Origin of the sequence: Neobacillus niacini (assembly GCF_023715785.1) — a bacterium.
GTDB lineage: Bacteria > Bacillota > Bacilli > Bacillales > Cytobacillaceae > Neobacillus > Neobacillus niacini_E.
This window is the reverse complement of record NZ_JAMBOX010000009.1, coordinates 143335-168084: the sequence shown is the minus strand read 5'-3', so window position 1 is coordinate 168084 and position 24750 is coordinate 143335. Positions and strand designations below refer to the sequence as shown.

25 protein-coding genes and 1 pseudogene are annotated in these 24750 nt (G+C 41.8%); 9 read left to right on the top strand and 17 right to left on the bottom strand.

What is annotated here, in order from left to right:
- Positions 1-45 precede the first annotated feature (45 nt).
- The 5 genes from cydC to M3234_RS17110 all read right to left on the bottom strand — a co-directional run bounded on the left by cydC (position 46) and on the right by M3234_RS17110 (position 6396).
- Entirely contained in the window at positions 46-1773 is a 1728-nt protein-coding gene (gene cydC, locus M3234_RS17130; RefSeq protein WP_262305865.1) for a thiol reductant ABC exporter subunit CydC, read from the bottom strand.
- Positions 1774-3486 carry a thiol reductant ABC exporter subunit CydD gene (gene cydD, locus M3234_RS17125; protein ID WP_262305864.1) on the bottom strand — a complete coding sequence of 571 codons (1713 nt, stop codon included), beginning with the start codon at positions 3484-3486 and terminating at the stop codon, positions 1774-1776.
- Positions 3486-4499, bottom strand: coding sequence for a cytochrome d ubiquinol oxidase subunit II (gene cydB, locus M3234_RS17120; RefSeq protein ID WP_262305863.1), 1014 nt, complete (start codon positions 4497-4499; stop codon positions 3486-3488). The genes cydD and cydB overlap by 1 nt, the downstream gene beginning before the upstream one ends.
- A 1-nt stretch (position 4500) precedes the next feature.
- Positions 4501-5904 carry a cytochrome ubiquinol oxidase subunit I gene (locus M3234_RS17115; protein ID WP_262305862.1) on the bottom strand — a complete coding sequence of 468 codons (1404 nt, stop codon included), beginning with the start codon at positions 5902-5904 and terminating at the stop codon, positions 4501-4503.
- Between the two features lie 225 nt (positions 5905-6129).
- The gene (locus tag M3234_RS17110; RefSeq protein WP_262305861.1) at positions 6130-6396 is read right to left on the bottom strand and encodes a hypothetical protein; all 267 of its coding nucleotides are present in this window, start codon (positions 6394-6396) and stop codon (positions 6130-6132) included.
- Positions 6397-6684: 288 nt separating this feature from the next.
- Between M3234_RS17110 and cspD the strand changes: the two genes are divergently transcribed.
- Positions 6685-6885, top strand: a complete 201-nt coding sequence (cspD, locus tag M3234_RS17105) for a cold-shock protein CspD (RefSeq protein WP_023627628.1) — start codon at positions 6685-6687, stop codon at positions 6883-6885.
- Positions 6886-6936: 51 nt separating this feature from the next.
- Here cspD and M3234_RS17100 read toward each other — a convergent pair whose 3' ends face one another.
- The 4 genes from M3234_RS17100 to M3234_RS17085 all read right to left on the bottom strand — a co-directional run bounded on the left by M3234_RS17100 (position 6937) and on the right by M3234_RS17085 (position 8742).
- Positions 6937-7113, bottom strand: a complete 177-nt coding sequence (locus M3234_RS17100; protein WP_262305860.1) for a zinc-finger domain-containing protein — start codon at positions 7111-7113, stop codon at positions 6937-6939.
- A 31-nt stretch (positions 7114-7144) separates the two neighbouring features.
- On the bottom strand, positions 7145-7801 hold the full coding sequence (locus M3234_RS17095) for a reverse transcriptase-like protein (protein ID WP_262305916.1): 657 nt from the start codon (positions 7799-7801) through the stop codon (positions 7145-7147).
- 139 nt (positions 7802-7940) lie between these two features.
- Positions 7941-8210, bottom strand: coding sequence for a DUF6123 family protein (locus M3234_RS17090; RefSeq protein ID WP_262305859.1), 270 nt, complete (start codon positions 8208-8210; stop codon positions 7941-7943).
- A 40-nt stretch (positions 8211-8250) separates the two neighbouring features.
- Positions 8251-8742: a divergent PAP2 family protein gene (locus M3234_RS17085; RefSeq protein ID WP_262305858.1), complete on the bottom strand. Its 492-nt coding sequence runs from the start codon at positions 8740-8742 to the stop codon at positions 8251-8253.
- Between the two features lie 83 nt (positions 8743-8825).
- Here M3234_RS17085 and sspL point away from each other — a divergent pair, with 83 nt between their 5' ends.
- Positions 8826-8972, top strand: a complete 147-nt coding sequence (sspL, locus tag M3234_RS17080) for a small, acid-soluble spore protein L (RefSeq protein WP_262305857.1) — start codon at positions 8826-8828, stop codon at positions 8970-8972.
- Positions 8973-9012: 40 nt separating this feature from the next.
- Here the strand turns inward: sspL and M3234_RS17075 are convergent, their stop codons facing one another.
- The 5 genes from M3234_RS17075 to M3234_RS17055 all read right to left on the bottom strand — a co-directional run bounded on the left by M3234_RS17075 (position 9013) and on the right by M3234_RS17055 (position 16465).
- Complete coding sequence (locus tag M3234_RS17075; RefSeq protein ID WP_262305856.1) at positions 9013-9906, bottom strand: 5'-3' exonuclease; 894 nt, start codon at positions 9904-9906, stop codon at positions 9013-9015.
- A gap of 65 nt (positions 9907-9971) precedes the next feature.
- The gene (locus tag M3234_RS17070) at positions 9972-10799 is read right to left on the bottom strand and encodes a sulfurtransferase (protein ID WP_262305855.1); all 828 of its coding nucleotides are present in this window, start codon (positions 10797-10799) and stop codon (positions 9972-9974) included.
- A 24-nt stretch (positions 10800-10823) separates the two neighbouring features.
- A complete protein-coding gene (locus M3234_RS17065) occupies positions 10824-14504 on the bottom strand; it encodes a dynamin family protein (protein WP_262305854.1) in 3681 nt (1226 codons plus the stop codon).
- A gap of 303 nt (positions 14505-14807) precedes the next feature.
- A complete protein-coding gene (locus tag M3234_RS17060; protein ID WP_262305853.1) occupies positions 14808-15377 on the bottom strand; it encodes an isoprenylcysteine carboxyl methyltransferase family protein in 570 nt (189 codons plus the stop codon).
- The gene (locus tag M3234_RS17055) at positions 15374-16465 is read right to left on the bottom strand and encodes a type III polyketide synthase (RefSeq protein WP_262305852.1); all 1092 of its coding nucleotides are present in this window, start codon (positions 16463-16465) and stop codon (positions 15374-15376) included. The genes M3234_RS17060 and M3234_RS17055 overlap by 4 nt, the downstream gene beginning before the upstream one ends.
- Before the next feature lie 108 nt (positions 16466-16573).
- On the opposite strand from M3234_RS17055, the gene M3234_RS17050 reads away from it, so the two are divergent.
- The 4 genes from M3234_RS17050 (at position 16574) to M3234_RS17035 (ending at position 19455) form a co-directional block, all read left to right on the top strand.
- Positions 16574-16867 (top strand): hypothetical protein, encoded by a 294-nt coding sequence (locus tag M3234_RS17050; protein ID WP_262305851.1) that lies wholly within the window; start codon positions 16574-16576, stop codon positions 16865-16867.
- Between the two features lie 282 nt (positions 16868-17149).
- Entirely contained in the window at positions 17150-17299 is a 150-nt protein-coding gene (locus M3234_RS17045) for a cytochrome c oxidase subunit 2A (protein ID WP_066313046.1), read from the top strand.
- Positions 17300-17320: 21 nt separating this feature from the next.
- Positions 17321-17797 (top strand): cytochrome c oxidase subunit II, encoded by a 477-nt coding sequence (locus M3234_RS17040; protein ID WP_262305850.1) that lies wholly within the window; start codon positions 17321-17323, stop codon positions 17795-17797.
- Positions 17797-19455, top strand: coding sequence for a b(o/a)3-type cytochrome-c oxidase subunit 1 (locus tag M3234_RS17035; protein WP_262305849.1), 1659 nt, complete (start codon positions 17797-17799; stop codon positions 19453-19455). Before M3234_RS17040 ends, M3234_RS17035 begins: the two co-directional genes overlap by 1 nt.
- A gap of 39 nt (positions 19456-19494) precedes the next feature.
- Here M3234_RS17035 and M3234_RS17030 read toward each other — a convergent pair whose 3' ends face one another.
- Positions 19495-20394 (bottom strand): DMT family transporter, encoded by a 900-nt coding sequence (locus M3234_RS17030; RefSeq protein ID WP_262305848.1) that lies wholly within the window; start codon positions 20392-20394, stop codon positions 19495-19497.
- Entirely contained in the window at positions 20391-21899 is a 1509-nt protein-coding gene (locus M3234_RS17025; RefSeq protein ID WP_262305847.1) for a carboxypeptidase M32, read from the bottom strand. The genes M3234_RS17030 and M3234_RS17025 overlap by 4 nt, the downstream gene beginning before the upstream one ends.
- 187 nt (positions 21900-22086) lie before the next feature.
- On the opposite strand from M3234_RS17025, the gene M3234_RS17020 reads away from it, so the two are divergent.
- The 3 genes and pseudogenes from M3234_RS17020 to M3234_RS17010 form a co-directional block, all read left to right on the top strand.
- Complete coding sequence (locus M3234_RS17020) at positions 22087-22239, top strand: hypothetical protein (protein WP_262305846.1); 153 nt, start codon at positions 22087-22089, stop codon at positions 22237-22239.
- A gap of 153 nt (positions 22240-22392) precedes the next feature.
- Complete coding sequence (locus M3234_RS17015; protein WP_262305845.1) at positions 22393-22611, top strand: DUF2249 domain-containing protein; 219 nt, start codon at positions 22393-22395, stop codon at positions 22609-22611.
- Positions 22601-22729: pseudogene (locus M3234_RS17010) on the top strand (IS3 family transposase); the annotation flags it as partial. The gene M3234_RS17015 and the pseudogene M3234_RS17010, both read left to right, overlap by 11 nt.
- 51 nt (positions 22730-22780) lie before the next feature.
- Here the strand turns inward: M3234_RS17010 and M3234_RS17005 are convergent.
- Positions 22781-24709 carry an ATP-dependent DNA helicase gene (locus M3234_RS17005; RefSeq protein ID WP_262305844.1) on the bottom strand — a complete coding sequence of 643 codons (1929 nt, stop codon included), beginning with the start codon at positions 24707-24709 and terminating at the stop codon, positions 22781-22783.
- Positions 24710-24750 lie beyond the last annotated feature (41 nt).

Genomic DNA, 24750 nt, shown 5'->3' with positions numbered 1-24750 from the left:
TCCCTGCCTTTATTTTAACACTCCAAATCTATTATACATAAATACTTATGAAAACGGCCGGTCCAATTTATAGAGGCGGCGATATCGCTCCTCGGTTTCCAAGAGGTTATGATGGCTTCCTTGCATCGTAATGGTTCCCCGTTCTAAAAAGAGTACTTTGTCCATTTTTTCGACTCCGGCCAGATGGTGGGTTACCCAGAGAATTGTTTTTCCACTAAGTGTTTTAAGCATAGTGGCTAACAACCTTTTTTCTGTTAATGGGTCGAGGCCGACAGTAGGCTCGTCCAAAATTACAATTGGCGTATCTTGCAGCAAAATGCGGGCAAGGGCAATTCGCTGGCGTTCACCGCCAGAAAAGCGTTGACCTGTTTCCTCCATTAGCGTCTCATAGCCGTTTGGTAAATTAGCAATTATTTCGTCTAAATCGACCATGCGGCCTACTTCTTGCACTTCCTCAATAGTGGCATCAGGTTTGCCTAAACGGATGTTATTAATAACCGTTGTATTAAATAAATAAGGTTTCTGGTTTAGAACACCAACCCAGTTTGCAATAGATTCTATTCTACATGGATGGAGGCCACTAATTTTTACCTCTCCTGAAGACGGAGAGAGTGAGCCAAGGATTAAATGTAATAATGTTGATTTTCCGGAGCCACTCCTGCCAAGAATCGCCACCTTTTCACCCTGGTTAATGGACAAAGTAATCTCGTTTAACAATTGTTCACCAGGGCTATACCCGAATGACAAGCGTTCCATTTCAATCGAAATGGATTGCTGCTGTGCCGAAGGTTTTTCAGTGCCGACTTCTTTCTCAGGTGGTTTCTCCCGTTCAATCGCTTCAAGCCGCCTCAAGGAATCCTGATAGGCAGGCAGTTCACTTACACCTCCGGCAATCGGCAAAAACGATTCCAAAACCGTGAGTAGCGAAAGACCAAGCGCAGCGATTAAAACGGGCGCAATTCTCCCCTCGGCAGTCAATTTCCCTGCCCAGGCAACGGTAAGGATGACCATTCCCCCGAGAACAAACTGGTTTAGTACATCCCGGCCATTCGTAAACGCCAATTTCTGCCGCTCCAGTTTATAGGATTCTTGTTCTTGCTTTTGGTATTCTTCAGTGAACAAAAAATATTTGCCGCTAAAAATCCAATCGCTTATCCCCATTACCGTATCGGTAAGCTTGTCATACAGGCCGTTTTTCAGTCTTTTTAATCGTTCATTTCGAGCTTTCATGTAGAGTAACGAAAAAAGTGGCCCCACAAATAAAAGTAAACCAATCATCATCGCTCCTATGATGGCAAATGGAATCGAGAACCACCCCATCCAGATAATAAGGCCTGCATAAACGAAAATGGAAACAACCGATGGAAGGAAGGTCTTCAAGTAAAAATCCAGTAGATGTTCAATGTCACTGGCAAGAAGTCCCAGCATTTCACCAGTGCGAAACCGCGAGCGATGGAGGAAAGCCTGGGGTTCGGCAACCTTATATAGCCTTATGCGCATTTGTGAGAGGATCTTTAAAACAAGCGAATGGCCGGACAGTTTTTCCACATAACTGAACACGGCCCTGCCAATCCCAAATGTCCGTACACCGACAATTGGCACATAAACCATCAAGATGGATTCTGGACGGGTTGCGGCTTTGGAAATTAAATAGCCGGAAGTAAACATAAGGCCTGTACCCAGAAGGATGGTCAGGGTCCCAAGAATAATTGAAAGAACGAAAAACCTGCTGTATTGACAGATATAGGCAATAATCCAATTTTCCCTGTCCATTTACACTTCTCCTTCCTGTGCTTTGACAAGCTGATAATACACAGATTTATTGGCCAACAGCTGTTCATGGTCACCACTCTCGACAATCCGTCCATGTTCTAGGACGATGATTTCATCCATATCCCTCATCCAATGGAGGCGATGGGTCGCAAGAAAAACCAGCTTACCTTTAAAAAAGTCGAGCATTTTTTCCTTCAATTCCAATTCCGTTTCAATATCCAAGTGGGCTGTCGGTTCATCCAGCATGATGATTGAACGTTTTCCCAAAAAAGATCGCGCAAGAGCAATTCGCTGTTCCTGACCACCGCTTAAATGCCGCCCGCCATCACCGATCATTGTGGCCAAACCTTCCGGCAGTGATTCAATAACGTCTAGCAGCCCGGCGTACCTTGCCGCCTCGTAAACTTCATTTGCTTGAGCATCAGGATGATAAAAACGGATATTATTTAATACAGTATCATGGAAAATATAGGGATGCTGCGGAATATAACTAAGCTGTCGCTGCCAGCTTTTAGCAGCCAGCGTTTCCACTCTCTGCTGGTTGATCTGGATATTCCCTGATTCCTGCTTTAAAAAGCCGCTTAGCACATCGATTAACGTTGATTTTCCTGCACCGCTTGCACCAATTATCCCAATTGTTTTGGCCCCCGTTACATTTAGTTCAATATCCTCCAAGGCTGTTGCATAATCATCATATTGAACTGATAAGCCCTTTATCGTGAAATTTGTTGAGGAATCCCAAACTGGAACAAGAGTGTCTAATTCCTGAAAGGTTTCCCGCTCCAATAGTTCCATGATCTTCTTCCCGGCATTTCTTCCATCAAGGGTGGCGTGATAGTCCGAACCTAATTCCCTAATCGGCACGAAAAATTCAGGCGCCAAAATCAGAATGGTTAAGGCAGGGTGGAGATACATGTCCCCATTTATTAAATCCAGGCCTAAAAACACGGCAACGGTGGCAATCGATAGCATGGTAAAAAAGTCCAGCGCAAAAGAAGATAAAAACGCTATTTTGAGGGAAGCTAGTGTTGCTTTGCGGTACTGTTCACTTACATATGCAATCTTGTTTACATGACTTTTGGCGAGTCCCAAATATTTTAACGTTTCCAGACCCCTTAATGAATCGACAAAATGATTAGATAAAAGATGGTATGATTCATATTGGCGGTCTGCCTTTGTTTTTGCAGCCAGCCCAAGAAGAATCATAAAGATGACCAAGAGCGGCAACGCGAGGGTCAGAATGACAGCAGATCGGGCATTTAAGGACAATATAAAAATCATGATGGCCATTGGAATAAGCGCCATATTCAGCAGTTTTACCAGACTTAGTTCGAGGTAATGGCGATATTTAGTAATCCCTTCGATTACCAATGTTACTGTCTGCCCGGAACCTTCTTTTTTGACAAACCGCGGCCCTAATCGGAACAATTTTTCCAATAAAGCAGCATGGAGAGTTTCACTTGCATAAGCAGCAAAATGAAAGGCGATATGTTTTTTCCAAACAGCAGCTCCTTGACGAATGGTCAGTGCAAGAAAAAAGATAGCCAATTCTCTTGCAGTACGATGAAAAGAATCTCCTCCAAAAAGAGAGGAGATTGCCGCGGCCAAATAAAAGGCCTGGGTCATAATCATACTCGCTTGAATGACGGTTAAGGCGGCCAATTTGGCAAGGACCGCCCTAATCCCTTTCACTTTAAATAAAGCTTTATCCATTAGTAAGTCAAATGCTCCTTATCGGTTACTCGTTTACGGAACACATAATAGCTCCAAATCGTATAGCCCAAAACAAATGGCAGTATGGTTAAGGCAACAATCGTCATGATCTTCAAGGAATAATTCCCGCTGGCAGCATTGTACACGGTTAAATCAAAAGCCGTGTCGATCGAGCTAATCATAACCCGCGGGAAAAGCCCGACAAAAATGGCTGTTACGGTAAACGCCAAGCCAAGGCCGGTCATTGAAAAGGCCAAGCCTTCACGTTTTTGCCTATTAAACATGTAGGACAATCCATAGGCAGCGACAATCAATACAACCAGGATCAACTCTGGAACGAGCCGCACCTCAAAAATATCGGTCATCAGCCAGGAAAGTCCGACGAAAATAACTAAGGCTCCCAACACCGTCCAGACAACCTTTTTGGCCAATACCGCCGCCCGCTGTCTAAGCACACCGTCGGTTTTTAATGTAAGAAAATGCAAACCATGCAAGAAGCACAATAAAGTAACCGTAACTCCGCCCCAAAGTGAATACACATTTATAAAATCAAAGAATCCCGGTGTCATGTTCATGTCTTGCCCAATCGGCATTCCTTTCAACATGCTAGTAAACAGGACCCCAAGCAAAAACGGCGGGAATAAACTGCTAATAAAAATAACCCAGTCCCAAATTTCGGTCCACTTAGGGTCATCCACTTTACGCCGGAATTCAAAAGAGACGCCGCGGCCAATTAAACAAAGCAATACGGCCAAAAGCGGCAGGTAATAACCGCTGAACATGGTTGCATACCAATGCGGGAAGGCCGCAAAAATGGCCCCGCCTCCTGTCAGCAGCCACACCTCATTGGCATCCCAAAACGGGCCGATTGTATTGACCATCACCGTCCGTTCCGTCTGATTTTTTGCCAGAAGACGTGTCGACATCCCCACTCCAAAATCAAAGCCCTCTAGAAAGAAAAATCCTATGAAAACCAAGGCGATTAAGATAAACCATAGTTCGCTCAATTCCATCTTAGGCACCTACCTTAAATGGATCTGTCGGATTTTTCAATGCAAGTGCATCTTTGGCATCCGGACCCTTTTTAATTTCCCGAACCATTAAATACACCATAACAATTAATAGAATCGAAAACACGAGTAGATACATAATGGTCGAAAATAAAATCATTCCCGCGGAAACGTTAGGGGAAACGGCATCGGCCGTAGTAATCAAGCCAAATACCGACCATGGCTGGCGCCCGACCTCTGTCATTATCCATCCGGCTGTATTAGCCAAAAACGGGAAGGCGATTGCCAGAATCATCCACTTCATGAATATCGGGCTCGTTTCGAGACGTCCTTTTCTCCAGAGAAACATGCCGACGATGGGCAGGATCATCATTGCCACGCCAAAACCGATCATTAACCTGAAACTCCAATAAGTGGTTTTTACCGGCGGGATATAGCTCGTTCCTTCACCGACGACAGTATAATATTTTTCGGTATATTCCTGTTGCAGTGTTTCCATCCCTTTCAGGCTGCCCTCAAATTTCGAATAGGATAAAAAGCTTAAGGCATACGGAATATTAACTTCAAACTGATTTTCATGATTCTCTGTATCAATCCAGGCAAACATGGACCATGGAGCAGGGTCCGGGGTATCCTTCCAGATCCCTTCTGCGGCTGCCATTTTCATCGGCTGTGTATTAACGAGGTACTGTGCCTGTGTATGACCGGTGAGAGCGACACCGATACTGCCGATCAATCCAAAAATCAAGGCCATTTTTAACGATTTCTTATAAAAAGCGATACTCGTTTTTCTGAGAAGATTATAAGCGCTTATCCCGGCCACAAAGAAAGCGGCCGTACAGATGGCCCCGGTAATAACGTGTGGGAATTCGACGAGCAATTGTCCATTGGTGACAAGAGCCAGAAAATCATTCATTTCCGCGCGTCCATTCTTTATCGCAAACCCGACCGGAACCTGCATAAATGAGTTGGCGGATAGGATCCAAAGAGCGGATAATGTGGTCCCAAGGGTTACAAGCCAGATACATGCGAGATGGAGTTTCTTTGACAGTCGGTCCCAGCCAAATATCCATAGCCCGATAAAAGTTGATTCCATGAAAAAGGCGAGCAGCGCTTCAATAGCCAACGGCGCTCCAAAAACACCCCCGACAAATCTGGAATATTCCGACCAGTTCATTCCGAATTGAAATTCCTGGATGATCCCTGTAACGATCCCGACAGCAAAATTTATCAGAAACAAATGTCCCCAAAACTTTGCCATTTTTTTGTAGAGTTCCTGTTTTTTAACGACGTACAGCGTTTGCATGATCGCAACCATTAGGACAAGGCCAATTGACAGCGGAACAAAGAAAAAGTGAAAAATGGTTGTGGCCGCAAATTGGATTCTTGCCAATAAAACCGGATCCACTTTTAACACCCCTTTTAATTTATTTTTATAATGCATAAAACATTGCTCACGTTTTCACATATAAACATTATGTATTATTATTTTAGAATCATTTTAATCTCAACCTAATTTTACCAAACAAAGTAGGGCAACCTTGAAAGCTTTTTGTCAATTTTGTTACAATTATCAAAAAAAAACCGGGGTGCAGACTGCATTCCCGGTTTCTATCCTTTATTTAAAGCTGTTTCAATATTGGTTTTTGTTATACCAATTCTCTTCCGCAACAATGTTTGAAACAGTCAGGATTAGTGATGGAATTCGTTCGACATCAAATACAATGGCACCAATTTTTTGCGTGAACATAATAAAGGCGCTGCCATGCGGGAATTTCGCAAGATTCTCTCCAATATGCAGCAACGACAGTAAAATTGCCTGTTTTTCTGCTTCATCAATAGCTAATTTGGGAGAGAACTTTAAAATCCATTCTCCGCCATCGATTGAAAAACGAAACAAACGGCTCCACCTCAACATGAAAAAGGATATTAATTAAACATATGAGGGAAAGGTATTTTTATGTAGGCTAATTTTAATTTTTTCGAAAAAAATCACCTTGTATAATGCCTTCTGAATGCTGAAAAAAACCTTTTCGGCGTTCCTTGACTGTCCAAAGGCATTATTGTATATTTAAAGCATCATGTAATCGAATACATTAGCAATTCCGCTAAAACTTTCATTACATGACAAATATTTATCTTTGACACCAACAACAGGTGTTCTGAAAGGCTTAGGAGGAAGAAGTACATGCAAAATGGTAAAGTAAAATGGTTCAACAATGAAAAAGGCTTCGGATTTATCGAAGTTGAAGGCGGAGACGATGTATTCGTACATTTCAGCGCAATCCAAGGCGACGGGTACAAGTCTTTGGAAGAAGGTCAAGAAGTTTCTTTCGAAATCGTTGAAGGCAACCGTGGACCTCAAGCAGCAAATGTTGTAAAACTTTAATCTACTAATAAAAAATCAAGGCTGACAGCATGTCAGCCTTTTTTTGTTCTACTATTGCAGTTTTTTTCCATAATGTTGTATTTCTTCCCCTATGGTACATTGAGTAATACAAAACCGGTGTGCCGTTCTTCGGCCCTGGTCCTTTTTAATTTGCCGGTGTAAAAAGCAGCCCTCACAGTATTGATTCATAAGGCGTTCTACCTGTGTAAACAGTTCTTTTCTTGCCATATCCTTTTCCAGTTATTCTGCACCCCGTTCCTTATAGAATGATCGTTTTGGCAAATATCTCCTTTCCCTCCAGCGCCTGGGTTGCAAGTTTATCCGCTTCCCTATTATCCTTACGCGGGATTACGGTGTATTTAGGGTGAATATCCAGTGCTTTGATTTTTTCTTCAATACGGTCAAGCCAGCGATTTAATACATCTTCATAACACGGCCATTCTCCTTCTAACTGTTTTAACACCACTTGTGAATCACCCTTAAATTCACATGATAAATGACTTACCCCTAAATCCTCCAAAAGATTTAATGCATAATATAATGCGGCATATTCGGCCTCGTTATTTGTCTCCAGTTCATCAAAACGCTCATTGGCGCGAAGCCGGTATTTCTTCTTGCCCTGGTTGAAAAAGATAACAGCTCCAAGCCCGGCCTGATTAGTTTCCTTTTGAAAGCCACCATCAAAATAGACAATAATATCATGAGGGTCTTCCTCAATTTCTGCCAGCAGCTTTTTCATTTCCTTTAATATCCACGAGGTACCTTTTTCATCATAAAAATACAAATCACTTACCTTACCGGCTGCCTCAAGCTCTTCCCCCATTTGCAAGGCAGTTTCCCCAGTAACCCAATCGGCAGAACATTGAACCCTTTCATTATTTTTTAATTTATATTTCCATTCCAATCTATATTTCATCATTAGTCAGCCTTTCAAAGTTTTTCACGGATAGCTATATATATTATTCCCTTGAATGACATATTCCTTTCTGTTTTTTAAGAAAGACAAAAGAAAATGGCAAAAAATAGGACCCCCTAATGGTTTAGGGAGTCTTCATTTAAATGGCAAGCAATCGATTTTCCTTTACAAACCTTATTGCGTCTTTTCTAGTTTTGAGTTGATGCTTTGTAAATGTTTCAAGCAATGAAACATAAAAGCTGCCGTCAAAGGTTTTCTGTGCTTTTAAGGTCAGCTCAATTGCCGTTTTAATCAGTTCATCGTCAGCACTTGTATAGTGTTTCCCAAAGTAAATGAACCCGATTGCATCCTCTTGAAATAAAAAACCTTTCCCTCTCAAGTTATGCAAATAATCCTCTAACGTCAGCACTGAATTGTCAACCCTCTCCAAACTTTCGTTAAACATCCCTCTAAAATTTTAACTTAAATTTCGACAATTTTCTATCTTTTTTTGTGCATAGATGGCCAATAATACCAATAGCAATGCCAAGGATTGCACCGCCCAGCACTTCTTCCGGTTCATGTCCAAGCAGTTCCTTCAGCTTCTTTGGCGATTTTTCCTTGAATTCCAGTGATTCTTCCTTGTGCACCTTTTCCATTAACTCGTTCATTGAATTGACTTTCAAAGTCAGCTCACCAGTCTGCCTTCTGACTCCCTGGGCATCATACATGACAATTAACCCGTAAATGAGGGATAAGGCAAAGTCGACTGTCGGAAGCCCTCGTCTTAAGGCAATATAAGTGGTTAATGTAGATACACCAGCCGAATGGGAGCTTGGCATTCCGCCAGTTCCAAAGAACAATTCCGGCCGCCATTCCTTCTTCTTTATATAGTGAATGGGAATCTTTAGTCCCTGAGCCAGCCCAATGCTTAACAGGGCTAAATATACACCTTTGTTCATAGCATCACCCCTGTCCTTATTGTTCAAAAAGTTGAGTTTTATTATGCGGGCAGGAAATACTACCATTGTGGGAGGTGAGCATTATGAGCAATAAAGGCAGTGGAGCAAATAATCGCGGTACGAAAGCACCTGGCGTCAATCCGCAAGGATATGGGCAGGATGCCGAATTTTCCGAAGCACCAAAGAGCAAGCTGGAAAATCGCGCAAAAAAATCCAATACAAAAATTTAAAATAAATGAAAAGGGGTGCCTCATGAGAGACCACCCTTTTCTATGATATAAACGCTTCCTCAAGCGGCAAAAGGCGATGAACGCCCCTAAGTTCCAGTTCCTGCAATTTGCTTAACGCCTTTTCTTTTGCAATACGAAGACCGGCCTCTTCCAGTTTGCAGGTTACAGGGACATCACATTTTATTTCAGCTAGTCTGCGCGATAAATGAAGCATGTCCAAGTCCTGTTCGATTTTCGTTTTATGAGATTTGGACAGCTGATCGAGATTGGAAATAATCCCCTCAACATGCTCAAATTGCTTTAGGAGCTTTAACGCTGTTTTTTCACCGATTCCTTTGACTCCTGGATAATTGTCGCTTGTGTCCCCCATCAACGCCTTTAAATCAATCATCTGCCGCGGTGTAATTCCTTTTTCCTCAATGAATGTTTCCGGTGTATGGACAAGGTAATTTCCATAGCCTTTCTTAAGCAGGATGACTGAAACTCTGTCATCAAGAAGTTGGAGGATATCCTGATCTCCTGTCAGGATCGACACATCTGAATGCTCTTTTGCCTGATTGGCAATTGTACCAATGCAGTCATCCGCTTCAAACCCTTCCAAGCCGATATTAGGAATATCAAAGGATTCAACCACTTCCTTCACTAGATCAAATTGCGGAATCAACTCTACCGGGGCTTCGCCACGGTTCCCTTTATAATCGGGAAACAGTTCGGTCCGAAAGGTTTTGCTGCCCATATCCCAACAAACCGCAAGATGAGTAGGCTTAAATGTCGATACTGCAGTAAACATATGTTTAATAAAACCATGGATGCCGTTGGTCGGAATCCCTTTTGAATTTATCATAAACTGCCCTGTTACAGCCGTTGCATAAAAAGCGCGGAATAATAGAGCCATACCATCAACAAGCATTAATGAAGGTCTTTTGTTTGTCATTTGGAGCCCTCCCAAAAGTGTTTTTCGACAACACGATTCCCATTATAACACATTTTGGCCCCAATTTACTCCACTTTATTTTCCGGATAGGAGATCCAGTCACTGAAACTGCCTGGGTAGAGCTTGACATTTTTGTATCCGGCCTCCTTTAAGGTAAGAAAGTTAGGTGTGGCCGTCACTCCAGAACCGCAATAAACAATGATTTCTTGTTTGAGACTGATATCTGAAAACCGTTCTTTTTGTTCCGAAACCGACCTATATTCACCGGCGGAAAGCCCCAGCATCCATGGCTTATTGACTGCACCAGGAATATGCCCTGCTTTCTTATCAATCGGTTCTTCAATACCAAGGTAGCGCTTTTCTTCACGAGAGTCGATCAGTACAACATCTTCTCTTTGTCTAAGTGCGGCCTGCTTCACCTCGTCGACAGAAGCGACTATATCAGGCTTAAGGCTAATCGTGAATTCAGTCTTTTGATAGGAAGGAACTTCTGTTGTGATCGGGAAACCGGACGCTGTCCACTGAGTAAACCCACCATTAAGAACAAATACCTTTTCATGGCCCAAATAGTGGAGCAGCCACCAAAAACGAGCCGCAAACGCACCTTCGCCTCCATCGTAGGCAACAACAGTCTTCGTTTCATCAATCCCGGCGGCTTCAAGCTTGGTAATAAACTCATCATGGTCCGGGAGCGGGTGGCGCCCTCCATGCTCGCTCACCGGACTTGATAAATCTTTTTCCAAATCAAAAAACACAGCCCCCGGCAAATGTCCCGCCAAATATTCCTTCTGTCCTTTTTTTGAATCGGCCAAGGAAAAACGACAATCGGCAATAATAACGGTCTCATCATCTAAATGAGTCTTGAGCCATTGTTTATCCACTACATACTTCATCAAAAACTCCCCCAAACCAGGCAATTAGTTTTCAAGCTGACGAGAAACTTCCAGTAACATGTCAAGCGATACGCCGCCTCCCAAAGCCGCAAAAAGACTGAAATAAAAATCATCGCCTTCCGCCTTCATGTGCTCTACCAGCTGGTCAAAGTCTTTATTTAACTGTTCATCATAATGACGCTTAAGCCGTTCGCCCTCGAGCTTCAGATAGTCATCTGCAGGTGTTGTTAACACACGGTACAACTCCTCATTCATCAACTGCTTTTCATTTTTTTCAAAGAAAGCTTTAGGGTTTTTAAAATAGGATTTTGCCTTTGTAAAAAGCTGTTGCTCAAGCTCGACAAACGCCAGCGGGAAATCAATTTCCCCACCCGCTCCTCTTTCATAATTTGAAAAAGATAAGTCTTGGTTGATTTCATTTAATGACCGAGTAAGGGCTGCTTGATAATCGGCGAGCAGCTTATCGATAAATCGATCGATCCTGACGGTAGTTGCCCGCATTTCCTGGGCAAAATCAAACCCGAGACTTTCCAGAAATTCATCAAGGGCCGCCTGCAAAGCTTTCTTTAAATTGCGGCCATCGTCCCTCAGTGAGGATGGATTAAAGGCCTCCTTAAAGAAATCATTAAAGCGCAAGAAAACTCTTTGCTTGATGTAATAGATGAGTTCATCGGCTTCTTGGAAAAGCCGGGTCTTTAATGGCTCGACAGTTTGATTGGCAAACAAATCCTGAATGAGCCCTTTCTGTTTTTCCAACTCCAAACGCTTTTGTTCTTTTACGCTTTTATCTTCCTGTGAATTTTGAATTAGTTTCTTTACTAATAACCTTACCCGTTCAAGTTCCGTTTCCGCGGCCGCTATTGCCATTTCAGTCAGGTCATTGGCAATGAACCGGTAAAAAGCTTGTTCAAATCGGGGCAGCCCGGATTCTTGACCATCAAGCTTGTTTGTTTTTTCCTGCAAGCCGAGCAGGCTTGACAATGGAAATAAATGCGGGTTGCGGATGCCATATTGGATTAGCTGCCCCGAGACATAATCGAGGACTGAATGTTTTTCCTCTTCATCTTCCGCAAGGTCAATCGCATTGATAATAAAAAACATTTTATCCATTTGGAATGATTCCTTCACGCGGCCCAGTTGAATCAGGAATTCGCGGTCGGCTTTGGAAAACGCATGATTGTAATAAGTGACAAACAGAATCGCATCAGAGTTTTTAATATAATCAAACGCAACGCCGGTGTGACGGGCATTGATTGAATCTGCCCCAGGCGTATCGACAAGAGTAATCCCTTTTTTGGTTAACTCGCAATCATAATAAAGCTCAATCCATTCAACAAAACAAGACTTTTCTTCGTGAGCAACAAACTCATGAAATTCCTTCAAGTCGGTTGATTTAACGGTTCCAAGCTGATTGGCAAACCTGCCGCAGCCCCGATTAAAAGCCTGTAAAAAGGCATAATGGGTTTTCTCGAGCACTCCCTCCTGACCTTGTTCAAGCATAATCTTGTCAATTTGCTTAGCAGCTTCGGCAAAATCATTGGCATGAGAATCAAATACCTTAAGCGAACGGTTTAGATCGTCAAGCATCGCTTGTTTTTCCTTGAATTTGACAAGGACAGTGCCGTGCTGATATTCCTTAGTGACCGGCTTTATTTTATTGATTGCCGCAGTCGTGGGATTTGGCGAAACCGGCAATACCTTCTCGCCGATAAGCGCATTGGCAAATGACGACTTCCCGGCACTAAAGGCTCCGAAAAGCGCCACGGTAAATCCTTTATTTTCTAATCTTTCCGCTTTCTCAACCAATTCCAAGCCGAGCTTATGAAATCCTGGCAGCCCCTTTACTAGTCCTGAAGCGTGTCGGAGCCTGTCTACTGTCTGCATTAAATGCCCCACTGCACCATTGGAATGATCGTCCTCATGTTCATCAGGAAGATAAGCTGGGACTGCAGTTACTGTATTTACCATTCTTTTGTTAATACTAGTACTAACGTCCTTATTGGTGTCAGGCACCAATTGAGATTTTATTACATCAAACTCTTCTTCCCCTGCTATAAACAGCGGGTGGTGCATATCTGCCAGGCCGCCTTCCTGATTAAGCAGATCTTCGATTACTTGTTGGTTATTAGCAATGGCTTCTTTATATTTTTGCAGTTCGGCCAATGCGGTTACATATCTGCCCAATTTGCGATATTCTTCCTCATATCGCTCGCTCTGTTTGGTTGCTTGTTCCTTTAAGGCAGCTACATACATCGCTTTTATTTCGGCCAGAGAATTTCTTGCGATTCGCTTGATTTCATTCGCAACGTCATCAGTATAATGAAGGAGGTATTCACCGGAAAGCAAGGCACCCGATTTTACCACTTTTGTTAGTACATCCTTGGAAACAGGGATTGAATAGGATTGGGCTGCTAGAAGCAGCTCTCCTTCATCAAGCTCGCGCTCCTTTAACGTCCGAAGCAGAAACTCACGAATATGCCACTCAAGCTGTGATTTTGTTTTTTCCCGAATATCTTGATGAAAGCTTTCAAGCCTTGCGTTTCGTTCTTCCTCCGTCTTTTGTTTGGAAAATAGGAAACCGACTTTAAACCCCGGCTGACATGATTCCAAATATCGTTCTGCCAATTCTCTTGTCCCAAATGGCATTAGGTAAGCATTTTTTAACAGTTGGGCAACTTCGAAATCAAAGGTTTTTTCCTGCTCTTCTGTTCCCGCTCTCAAAATCTGCAACTTATTTGTAATCCTAGTATAGGAATCAAGCAGTTCAGATTTCTCCTCATCGGATAATTCATCCAGGATGGTTTCGGATGGCAATAATCGCTCCGCTTCCAGTTTTTCCACTTGGTCAAGATGATCTTGGGTAAGCTTTTTCAATGAATGAAATACTGATGGGATGATCAATTGATCCTTTGAGGCAAGCTTATCGGCAATAAATCTCTTTAACTCACCAAATTGGTTGTAGCGGTGGTCTTCATGCCTCAAGGATGTATAAAAGATACCTGCCGGTTTTACCCCCCATGAAGCGAATGACTCCGTGACACTATTTTGAAAATCTTGAAAACGCAATTCTTCTTCCTTATGTTTATCAATTTGGTTAATAACCAAGTAAACATCTTTTCCAGCCTGGGTCAGTTCTTTGGTGAACAGAAAATTCAGCTCAGCCTGAACATGGTTATAATCCATTACATAAAAAATCAAATCCGCAAGATGAATCGCTGATTCTGTTGCAATTCGATGGGCATCATCAGCTGAATCAATCCCCGGCGTATCCATGATCACCGTATTCGGAGGCAAATGCGAATCACTGTGACTGATCTCAATTTCTTCGATTTTGTCGCCGTCCTTGCAATAGTTCTTGACTAACTCATAATCATAAGGGGCTAAATAAAGCCGCGGTTTATCGTTTTTAAAAAACACTTTTGCATAATCGTCGCCACTCTTGACTTTAACCAGGTTGGCACTGGTCGGAATCGGGCTTGATGGCAATAATTTCTCCCCAATCACCTGATTGATCATGGTTGATTTGCCTGCTGAGAAATGGCCGCAAAAAGCGATGGCAAATTCGCGGTTTTCCAGTTTTTTTGCAAGCTGTTTCAGTTTTGCCGCGTTTTGCTCATCCTCATGGCCAATAAAATAGTCATATAATGAAACGATTTTTTGCTTTAAGGTCTCAATCGTTTCCTGTCGATTTGCTGTTTTTACCATTAAATAAATTCCCCTTAGCATCGTATTAATAGTTTTATTTTATACGATAATTCAAACATTTCCTATCTTGACACACTTTAAAAAGACAAAAAAGCCAGGGAGGTTAATCCCTGGCTTTAGATTATTATTAATTAGCAACATTTTTTAATACGTGTTTCATGACAAACGCATAAATGATTATTGTCCCGGCAACAAAAGCATATGCCATATGTAACACCATCCTTGTTGAGAATGATTTTCATCTTAAGCAAATAATAACATGGTTGAGAACTATTTTCAACGGGGCTCAAGAAATTGTCATAATTATTTAACAACCTTGGGAATTAACCTTGGGCAGTCCTGGAAAGCATGATTATATTCGGTAACACTTCCTAGTGCCTGCTCTTCCCTTGGAATGCGAATCGCTAACATAATGAAGTTAAGTATCGTAAACAGAACAGCCGTAAAGTAAGCATTATAGAGGATTGGGATCACGATTATTTCAAGCGAAACAACCAGATAGTTTGGATGCTTGATATATCGGTAGGGCCCCTTTCGAATCACAGAGGCATTCGGCAGGACAATTATTTTTGTATTCCAAAATCGGCCGAGCGATTGAATAACCCAAATTCTAAAAATTTGGGTTAAAACAAAAACAGTTAATAGAATTGGCCAGATTGGTGATAACCCATGTTTAAATAGCAGTTTCTCAAGGAAAAAACTGATTAAAAACAACATATGCATGAGGACGATAAATCGATAGTGAATCGCCCCTATTTCAATTGCACCCTGCCGCTTCATCCAGTGTTCATTCCTTTTTGCAATAACAAGTTCAACAATTCTCTGAAGTACGATAAAACCGAACAGATATGAAAAAGTAAGATAGTCGCTCATTCAAACCACCTCAATAACAAAAGCTCCGAACTAAATCCTGGACCAAGCGCCGTACAAAGCCCGTAAGAGCCCGGAGATATATCCAATTCCATCACACGCCTTAACACATAAAGAATCGTCGCTGATGACATATTGCCGAACTGTTTTAACACCTCTGAAGAGATTTCGGTCATGGCCTCCGGGATGTCTAAAGCCTTCCGGTAGGCATCCAATACTTTTTTACCGCCGGGATGGGCGATTAAGTAATCCATTTTTTCTAAATCAAGCCGCTTTTCGGCTAAAAATGAGGTAATGACCGGCTTAAGCCAATTTCGAATTATTTGCGGAATGTCTCTTGAAAACACCACAAACAACCCGTCATTTTTGACATCCCAGCCCATTACATCGAGTGAATCCGGCATAAGGGTCGATTCAGTTGCAATAATCGACGGGAATGTTGTTTTTTTGCGATAATTATCTATGTCGCTCGAATCACCGCATAACAAGGCACAAGCAATCCCGTCAGCAAACAGGGACGTCCCGATTAAGTTACTTTTTGAGCGGTCATTCCGCTGAAATGTCAAACTGCAAAGTTCAACAGACAATACCAGCACCTTAGCCTTTGGAAACGCCAAACAATACTCTGCAGCTCTTGATAATCCGGCAGCACCCCCAGCGCAGCCCAGCCCCCAGATGGGGATCCGTTTTGTATGCGGATTGAATGGCAATCGGTTCATAATTCTCGCTTCAATGCTAGGTGTAGCAATACCTGTTGTCGTAATAAAAAAGATGGCATCAATTTCGTCATAAGGAACTGTTTTTTTAAGAAACAGGCTATCATTCAAACATTTTGTGATTGCCTCCTTGCCAAGGGTGACAGCCGCCTCGACAATGGCAGCATTCTTTTCCTCAAATGAATGTTCATCCCCATACCAATCAATCTCTTTTACAAAGTGCCGTTTTTCAATTTGGCCGTTGGGAAAAGCCTGCAATAATCGCTCTATATCCTTAAAAGATTTGGCAAACAGTTTTCTAGCAAATTCACATACCTGCTCCTGTCTAATTTCAAATGGTGGAAGTACCTCTGCAACGGAAATAATTGAAGGCATTGTCATTCTCCTAAAAACACAAGGTACAGATATTTTTACCAATTACCGGATAAATATTCCAACCCATTAGGGCAAAAAAAGCTTCCCCAATCTGGAGAAGCAAACGTTTTGAAGGTTGTTGTTGCTGTGCTTCTTTATTATAGCGTGAATATTGTCTCCCTTCATTACGAAAACATTTCCAATTACAGATCATCAAAGAACTGGAAAGGCGATATGATTACTTTTCAGGCTGTTTTTGAACCTCAATATGAATTTTATTGCCTGCCAAACTGCCACATACTTTGCATGGCTCTTTTTTGTTATATAAAAGGCGGCATTGTTCACAATAATATTTCTCCATTTCCCCCACCGCTTTCTAAAAATAATAAATCGTTTGTTTTATCATATTTCCTTTATTTTTAAATGGTGACGAGCGACGGGGCATTGTTATTTTTGTTTGTGAAGAATTTATCAATTACATAAATCACACATTTGAGATGATTGTTCACACTTTATTCACAATTACAAAATGTTATTTGTGATTTAAATCACTGTTACACCAAGTTTTTACCATTAACATAGTAGTTATCTAAGGAATGAACATTTTGTGAACTCTTAAATTTCATATTTTTAATTCACAATTGTTTTGTATTATGAAAGAGAACTTATTAATTTTCTTCAAAAATTTGAAAGGGGTGTAAGGGGATGGCGAAGGCGGAACTAAAGGCAAAACAACACACACAGGTTGAAGACAGTTCCTCTTTAAAGGGGACATTGGCATCCGTTTTCTTGTTGGGACTTTTTATTATCGTTTCATGGGTAAGTGTCTACTACTTATTTGTAGATCGTTTTTAATTTTTGAAGGGGGAAAACATTATGCATATGCATAAATTTGAAAAAATCTGGCTGATTTTCGGTATCAGCTGCCTGGTCATTTTCCTGACAGTCGTTGGCGTCAGTGCCTTCTATATGGGAAACAAGCCGCCAAGCTGTTTGACAACCATCGACCCTGAAAAGGTCGATCAAACAAAACCGTTCGATAAACCAGGACTGCATAAAGTGGAAGGTAAAGAATGGGATTATGAATTGGTTTATGTAGCATCTGCATTCTCTTATCAACCGGCCCAAGTGGAAGTTCCTCTTGGAGCAAAGGTTAAGGTCATGGCAACGACAAAAGACGTTATTCACGGCTTTGAGGTAGCCGGAACCAATATTAATATGATGCTTGAACCCGGATATATCAGCGAGTATACCACTACATTTGATAAAGCTGGCGAATACTTAATAGTTTGTAATGAATACTGTGGTACTGGACACCACTTAATGTTCTCGAAGATTGAGGTGGTTAAATAATGATTAGCAGCGCAGCAGCAAAAGTAAAGGTTGACCCGCGTGATGCCAAGCTTTCAATGGCACACTTTTTCGTTGCCTTTGGCGCCCTCGCAATTGGCGGTTTGATGGGACTTCTTCAAACCCTTGTCCGCTCCGGAAAGTTTGAGCTGCCATGGGGAATTGGCTATTATCAAATTCTTACTGCTCATGGTGTATTAATGGGTCTTGTCTTAACAACTTTCTTCATTATGGGCTTTCAATACGCCGCGGTTTCAAGAACTGCAGGCACTCATTCACCCGCAGCAAGACGGACGGGCTGGATTGGCTTTTGGTTAATGACTCTTGGTACGTTAATGGCTGGCGTCATGATTTTATTAAATGAAGCATCAGTTCTTTATACATTTTATGCACCGCTTCAGGCGCACTGGATTTTTTATTTAGGATTGACATTTGTCGTTGTCGGCAGCTGGGTTGACGGTGCCGCCCAAATCATGACGTATGCAAAATGGCGAAAGAACAACCCTGGACAGCCAAGCCCGCTGTTAAGCTTTATGGCTGTGATTAACACGGTCATGTGGATTGTGGCAACATTGGGTGTTGCAGCTACTGTATTATTCCAGTTGTTGCCTTGGTCTTTGGGACTTGTAGATACTGTTGATGTTCTTGTAAGCCGGACTTTATTCTGGTATTTTGGACACCCATTGGTTTATTTCTGGTTACTTCCAGCATATATGTGCTGGTATGCAGTCATTCCCAAAATTATCGGTGGAAAAATTTTCTCGGATTCATTGGCCCGTTTATCGTTTATCTTATTCCTGCTCTTCTCGATTCCGGTTGGGTTCCACCACCAGTTAACAGAGCCAGGGATTGATCCGGCATGGAAATTTCTCCAAGTCATTTTAACGTTTATGGTTATTATACCATCATTAATGACTGCTTTCTCTTTATTCGCTACATTTGAAAGATATGGCCGCTCTAAAGGTGCAACTGGCCTTTTCGGTTGGCTAAGGGTTCTGCCTTGGGGAGATGCCCGCTTCATCGTGCCATTTATCGGGATGGCTTCGTTTATTCCTGCTGGTGCAGGCGGAATCATCAATGCTTCTAACCAAATGGACCAGGTAGTTCATAATACAATTTGGGTAACCGGGCACTTCCATTTAACAGCGGCAACTTCTGTTGTGTTAACGTTCTTTGGAATTTCCTACTGGCTGGTACCGCACTTAACAGGACGAAAACTAACAAAAGCAATGAATAAGCTAGGCATCATTCAAGCTTGGGTATGGTTTATCGGCATGGCATTCATGTCAGGAGCGATGCACTTCCAAGGACTGTTGGGCGGTCCAAGACGTTCTGCGTTTTCAACTTACGGGGATTCTCAGCAGGCACTGGATTGGATTCCATATCAAATCGCTCAAGCAGTCGGCGGAACCATCCTATTCATTGGCATCATTTTAGTTCTCGTGATCTTTATCAACCTTGCATTCTTTGCACCTAAAGGCGAGGAAGAATTCCCTGTTGGCGAGGCTGAAAATCTGCAAGAAAAAGCACCTATGGTATTTGAAAACTGGAAATTATGGCTTGGCATTGCTGCTGCCTTAATACTATTTGCTTACACCATTCCATTTATCGATATCATTCAAAACGCACCGCCTGGATCAAAAGGATTTAAAACTTGGTAGGAAGAAAAGTGAAAAACTCCATATACAATAAAAAGGGCTTCAATCAAACTCGATTGAAGCCCTTTTTGTTTTTGGAATGTTAATAACCGTTACGGCCAGCAGGATTAGAATAGAGCCAATGGCTTGGATTATACCAAAGCTTTCTTTATAAAGAAACACACTCAAGATGGTAGCAACGATCGGTTCCACAGTGGCAATCACTGCCGCTTTGCTCGATTCAATTTTTTCAAGTCCTTTTGTATACAATAAAAAGGCGATAACAGTAGGAAAGAGCCCCAATCCGACACCGTAGACCAGGACATCACCGGTAAATAATCCAGGTCCTTTTTTCCATAATCCAGTGATCGGCAGCAGTGTAATGGCCGCAACTAAAAACGTGTAGAAGGTCACTGTAAATGGCGGATATTTTGCCAAGGCGAATTTCCCAAAAATACTATATAAGGCATAGCCAAATCCTGCACCAAGCCCGGTAGCAATTCCGATTGCACTAAGGGAGGAGGTATCCGTCTGACTGACACCGGCAATCAAGATGCATCCGAGGATTGTCCCAACCACCGATACTAGCTTTACCTTAGTCAACTTTTCTTTCAGAAAAAGAAACGACAAAACCGCAACAAATGCCGGTGATGTATACAATAGTATAACAGCCAGCGATAAATTCATTGTGCTTACTGCGGTAAAGTAGCACCAATTAAATAAAACGATGCTGAAAATACCAGTTCCAATAAACAGCCTGATATCTTTATAGCTGATTTTCAATTGCGATCGATCATGAATCAAACCGATTACTCCCAGTATAATTGCCGCGGTTACCACCCTAATGGTGACAATCTCCATCGATGTAAAGCCGATATCAGCTAATTTCCGAACATAAATGGCAATAATCCCCCATAACGCTGCACTAATGGTAATAAAAATAACTGGCATAAGCTTATTCAATTTAATTGATAAACCTTTCGATATTTTTCATAAAGGTAATCGATTAAGTATTTGGCATTCAGCCCTTCGCCAGTAACATCCCGGATAATTTCAAGCGGTTTTTTCAGCTTTCCGTATTGATGAACATTGCTTGTCAACCATTCTTTTATCGGAAGTAAATCGCCAGCCTCCAACAGTTGGTCAAAATTTGGCAGGTCTTTTAACATAGCATGCTTAAATTGCGCGGCATACATATAACCTAAGGCATAGGAAGGGAAGTAACCAAAGCTCGCTCCCGCCCAGTGCACGTCCTGAAGCACACCCTCAGCATCATGATCGGGACGGATTCCTAAATATTCTTCATACATTTCGTTCCAAATCGCCGGAAGATCAGCTACCGCAATTTCGTCATTAAACAGCCTTTTCTCGATTTCATAGCGGATCATGATATGAAGCGAGTATGTTAATTCATCCGCCTCAATCCGGATAAGAGACGGTTTTGACTCATTAATGGCCCGGTAAAAATCTGCGATTCCCACACGATCAAACTGGCCGCTTGCATATTGTTTCAATAATCCATAGTTTTGTTTCCAAAATGACAGGCTTCTCCCAACCATATTCTCATAAAATAATGATTGCGATTCATGAATTCCCATCGATGTTCCATCACAGAGCGGCGTGCCAATCAGCTTTTTGGAAATGTTCTGTTCATACAATGCATGGCCGCCTTCATGTATGGTACCGAAAACGGCTGTCCGAAAATCGTGTTCATCATACCTGGTTGTCACCCTTACGTCACCAGGATTCAAACCGATTGCAAAAGGATGAACTGTTTCATCCAGTCTGCCGGCATTAAAGTTATATCCCATTTGTTCTAGGATCTTCAAGCTGAATTCGCGCTGCTTTTCCTTTGAAAATGGTTTGAATAGAAACTCGGTTTGCGGATTATAGACAGATTCCGAAATCTGCTTTACCAAAGGAACGATCTTATCTCTTAACTCTCCAAAAACCCGGTCCAATACATCTACAGTTACTCCTGGTTCATACATGTCCAACAAAACATCATAACTATTTTTTACGTGGTCGGCTCCCCAGTACTGGATAAATTTCTTTGTATAGTCCACGAGTTTTTCTAGATACGGCTTAAACAGATTGAAATCCGCCTTGTCTTTTGCCTCTTCCCAAACGATTTCCGCCTTTGATTGCAGCACAACAAATTCCTTATATTCTTCAGCAGGTATCTTTTTATTACGTTCATATTCCTTTTTGCATTCTTCCAGTGTCTTTTTCGAGATATCGGGTAGTTCCGCTTTTGACAAATTGGCTATGTATGCAGCCATCTCTTCAGATGTTGACATTTTAAATACTTCTGAGGATAGCATTCCGATCACTTCAGAGCGCTGGTCCACGCCCTGCTTTGGTGCGCCTGTCCGTAAATCCCAATAAATTAACCCGAGCGCCTCATGATATGCCCTCATCTTCCTTACATAATCCAAAAACTCTTTTTCAAGTTGTGCAACATTCATGGCATTTCCCCCTTTTTATACGATTAAATTTTATCATATTTTTCTGACAAAGGATTATAAAAAAACAACAGAACCCTTGGACTGGTGTAAAATATCCTTAAAAGATTCTTCTTCATACACCAAGTGCGTCCAGTCACATGCCAAGCATGATTTTATTCATAGCTCTACATCCAGGGAGGGAAATACAATGAGAGAATTGGTCGGTTCCTGCACACGCTGTAACAAAGAAATTTATTGCCTAGACGGGTTCTTTAATGGGGTCATTACAGAAGAAAAACAATTCTATTGCTTTGATTGTGATGAGAAAATATCAGAAGAGGAAGAAACTCCGCAAAGCTAAGCCTTGCGGAGTTTTTATTTGTGTTTTTAACTAAATTGTCACAGTGAGAATTATTTTCAATGAAATGGTCTCAACTATGATGAGCGTCACATATTCGCCGGGATTCCACTGTTACAATGTAACTAAATAAATCTTTGGAAGAGGCGAATGATAATGGAACAGAAAATGATTGAGCTGGATGTCCGTGAGGATTTGAAAAATAAAATGGAACCTTTTCAAAAAATTATGGAGGCAGTAAAGCAATGTAATAAGAATGATATTTTTATTCTTCATGCTCCGTTTAAGCCGACCCCGTTATTTGCTGTATTAAAAGTAAAAGGCTTTACCCATGAGGAAGAAGAATTAGAGAAAAAGCATTGGAAAAAGTGTTGAACATTTTAAACAAGAATTAGAAAAATATATAGATTACTACAATACCAAACGTATTAAGGAAAAATTAAAAGGCATGAGTCCTGTACAATACCGAGCTCATGCCTTGGAGGCAGCCTAATGAAATAAACCGTTTAACATTTTGGGGTCACTTCAATTGTGGCGAGTTTTCTTATTGTAATGGTTTTGTTGGCAGAACATCAATAATTTTATCCATAATAATGGAATCAAGCTCTTTATCAATTAGGATATGGACGCTGCCTCGATCGGTTTCAGTTCTGATTAACCGGCCCACACCTTGACGCAAGCGAAGGAGCATGTATGGCAGGTCGACTTTGCTAAACGGATCGACCGATGCCTCCCTTTTAGCAGTAAAGACGGGGTCATTGGGTGGAAATGGGAGAGAATAAATTATGACATTTTCCAACGATCTTCCCGGTATATCAAGCCCCTCCCAAAGATTAACGGAACATAACACTGCCTGTTCATCGCTCTGAAATTTCGCCACAAGCGTGCTAATCTCCTCATACCCCTCAAAATAAACCGGATAGGGAAACGTTTCCTTTTCCATTAGTTTTCCCTTCGCATCGATCATTTCCGCTTTATTGTTAAATAAAATTAGGGCTCGTCCCTCTGACTCGCGGATTTTTTCGATAATATATTCAAGTTTGCTATTGTCGTCACCTTGCGTAAATAAAGCCAGGAAAATGTTCATATTAGCATCATAGTCAAACGGCGAGGCAACCGAAAATGCAAGGAACTCAGTGATTCCAAGACTTCCGGCAATATAATCAAACGACTTCTCATTCGACATCGTCGCCGACGAGAAAATATACGGCCTTGCTTGGGAGAACACCTCTTCCCTCATGACATCTTCGACCATTCGCGGCATGATGACAAGCGTCCGTTCATTACCTGCACTCTCCAACCAGGTAATCCCGTTTATTTCTTGAAGAAACAGCGATAGAGAATAGGTTATTTGCTCAAGAAATTCCTCAACGATTTTCAAATCGTATTCGTTAATGACGTAAAGTTCACTCTCGAATACAAGCTCTTCCTCTAACTCCTGCAAGGTTGAAAGTAATTTTCGGCCTGTTTTTGCAACCAAAGGATGTTTTCTGATTGCTTGTTTATCTGACCCTTGTGCCGGTGAAGAAAATTGTGAAACCGCATCAAAAAATGTATCATTTTCCATTAATGCCTGTTCAATCGTATTCAATGTTTTCTCGCGAACATCATTTTCCATCAATCTCGTCAGCAGTGTCTCCAAGGTATAATCAGTAAAGCGATAGGTTAGCGCCTTCTGGGCAGCAAACTCTAGCAGGTGCCCTTCGTCAAAAACGACGGAGGAGTGCTCAGGCAATAGCGGGAGTTGGCCCTCCCGCTTCCTTGATTCTCTTGTCCAAATATACTCCATATAGAAATCATGGGAACAAATAATCAGGTCCCGCGCATGCCGGTAGTATTCCCTGTTTAGTGTCAAGGCGCACCGGTGCCGCTTTTCACAGGAAAAGCAATCCTGCAGTGAATCCCAGCTTAATTTATTCCATTTTTCATCGGAAAGTGAAGGATACTCCTTGCGGTCGCCATATTTTTCAAACTTCTGCATCGAGTTGACCGAGTGGACAAATTGAGGCAATGATTCATAGATAGTTAGGGCTTCTTCAAATAGATCACCACCCTGGGCAAGGTCGAGTTTTTTCAAACATAAATACTGGTCCTGCGATTTTGCCAGACGAACATCAATATTAAGGCCCAATATGTGTTCTAATTTGGCAAGGTCACCTTCTTTTTTTACTAGCTGTTCAATTAATGTTTCATCTGCACAGGCGATAACGGCTGGGCGATTCGTATAACGCGCATACATGATAGAATAGAGCAGGTAAACAATTGTTTTTCCGGTGCCGACGCCTGCCTCTGCAAACATCACCTTTTTTTGCTTAAATGCTTTTTCCAACTGGAACGCCATATAAATCTGTTCATCCCGGAGTTCGAAACCGGCTTCAGGCAGAATATCATAAAATACATCGCCAATCCATTCGCTTAATTTATCATAGAATGATTCGGTTTTTGAAACCGTAAAAGGCATTTGGTTTTGCATCTAATCTAATCCCTCCGAAAAAAAGAAAGCGTCCATTGACG

Bases quoted from the DNA above. Each gene is read 5' to 3' on its own strand.
- M3234_RS17095 (WP_262305916.1), bottom strand. From the start codon at position 7,801: ATGAAATATAGATTGGAATGGAAATATAAATTAAAAAATAATGAAAGG.
- M3234_RS17040 (WP_262305850.1), top strand. From the start codon at position 17,321: ATGCATATGCATAAATTTGAAAAAATCTGGCTGATTTTCGGTATCAGC.
- M3234_RS17085 (WP_262305858.1), bottom strand. From the start codon at position 8,742: ATGAACAAAGGTGTATATTTAGCCCTGTTAAGCATTGGGCTGGCTCAG.
- cydC (WP_262305865.1), bottom strand. From the start codon at position 1,773: ATGGACAGGGAAAATTGGATTATTGCCTATATCTGTCAATACAGCAGG.
- M3234_RS17005 (WP_262305844.1), bottom strand. From the start codon at position 24,709: ATGCAAAACCAAATGCCTTTTACGGTTTCAAAAACCGAATCATTCTAT.
- cydD (WP_262305864.1), bottom strand. From the start codon at position 3,486: ATGGATAAAGCTTTATTTAAAGTGAAAGGGATTAGGGCGGTCCTTGCC.
- M3234_RS17025 (WP_262305847.1), bottom strand. From the start codon at position 21,899: ATGAATGTTGCACAACTTGAAAAAGAGTTTTTGGATTATGTAAGGAAG.
- M3234_RS17035 (WP_262305849.1), top strand. From the start codon at position 17,797: ATGATTAGCAGCGCAGCAGCAAAAGTAAAGGTTGACCCGCGTGATGCC.
- sspL (WP_262305857.1), top strand. From the start codon at position 8,826: ATGAGCAATAAAGGCAGTGGAGCAAATAATCGCGGTACGAAAGCACCT.
- M3234_RS17020 (WP_262305846.1), top strand. From the start codon at position 22,087: ATGAGAGAATTGGTCGGTTCCTGCACACGCTGTAACAAAGAAATTTAT.
- cspD (WP_023627628.1), top strand. From the start codon at position 6,685: ATGCAAAATGGTAAAGTAAAATGGTTCAACAATGAAAAAGGCTTCGGA.
- M3234_RS17015 (WP_262305845.1), top strand. From the start codon at position 22,393: ATGGAACAGAAAATGATTGAGCTGGATGTCCGTGAGGATTTGAAAAAT.
- M3234_RS17075 (WP_262305856.1), bottom strand. From the start codon at position 9,906: ATGACAAACAAAAGACCTTCATTAATGCTTGTTGATGGTATGGCTCTA.
- M3234_RS17100 (WP_262305860.1), bottom strand. From the start codon at position 7,113: ATGGCAAGAAAAGAACTGTTTACACAGGTAGAACGCCTTATGAATCAA.
- M3234_RS17055 (WP_262305852.1), bottom strand. From the start codon at position 16,465: ATGCCTTCAATTATTTCCGTTGCAGAGGTACTTCCACCATTTGAAATT.
- M3234_RS17070 (WP_262305855.1), bottom strand. From the start codon at position 10,799: ATGAAGTATGTAGTGGATAAACAATGGCTCAAGACTCATTTAGATGAT.
- cydB (WP_262305863.1), bottom strand. From the start codon at position 4,499: ATGGAATTGAGCGAACTATGGTTTATCTTAATCGCCTTGGTTTTCATA.
- M3234_RS17045 (WP_066313046.1), top strand. From the start codon at position 17,150: ATGGCGAAGGCGGAACTAAAGGCAAAACAACACACACAGGTTGAAGAC.
- M3234_RS17065 (WP_262305854.1), bottom strand. From the start codon at position 14,504: ATGGTAAAAACAGCAAATCGACAGGAAACGATTGAGACCTTAAAGCAA.
- M3234_RS17060 (WP_262305853.1), bottom strand. From the start codon at position 15,377: ATGAGCGACTATCTTACTTTTTCATATCTGTTCGGTTTTATCGTACTT.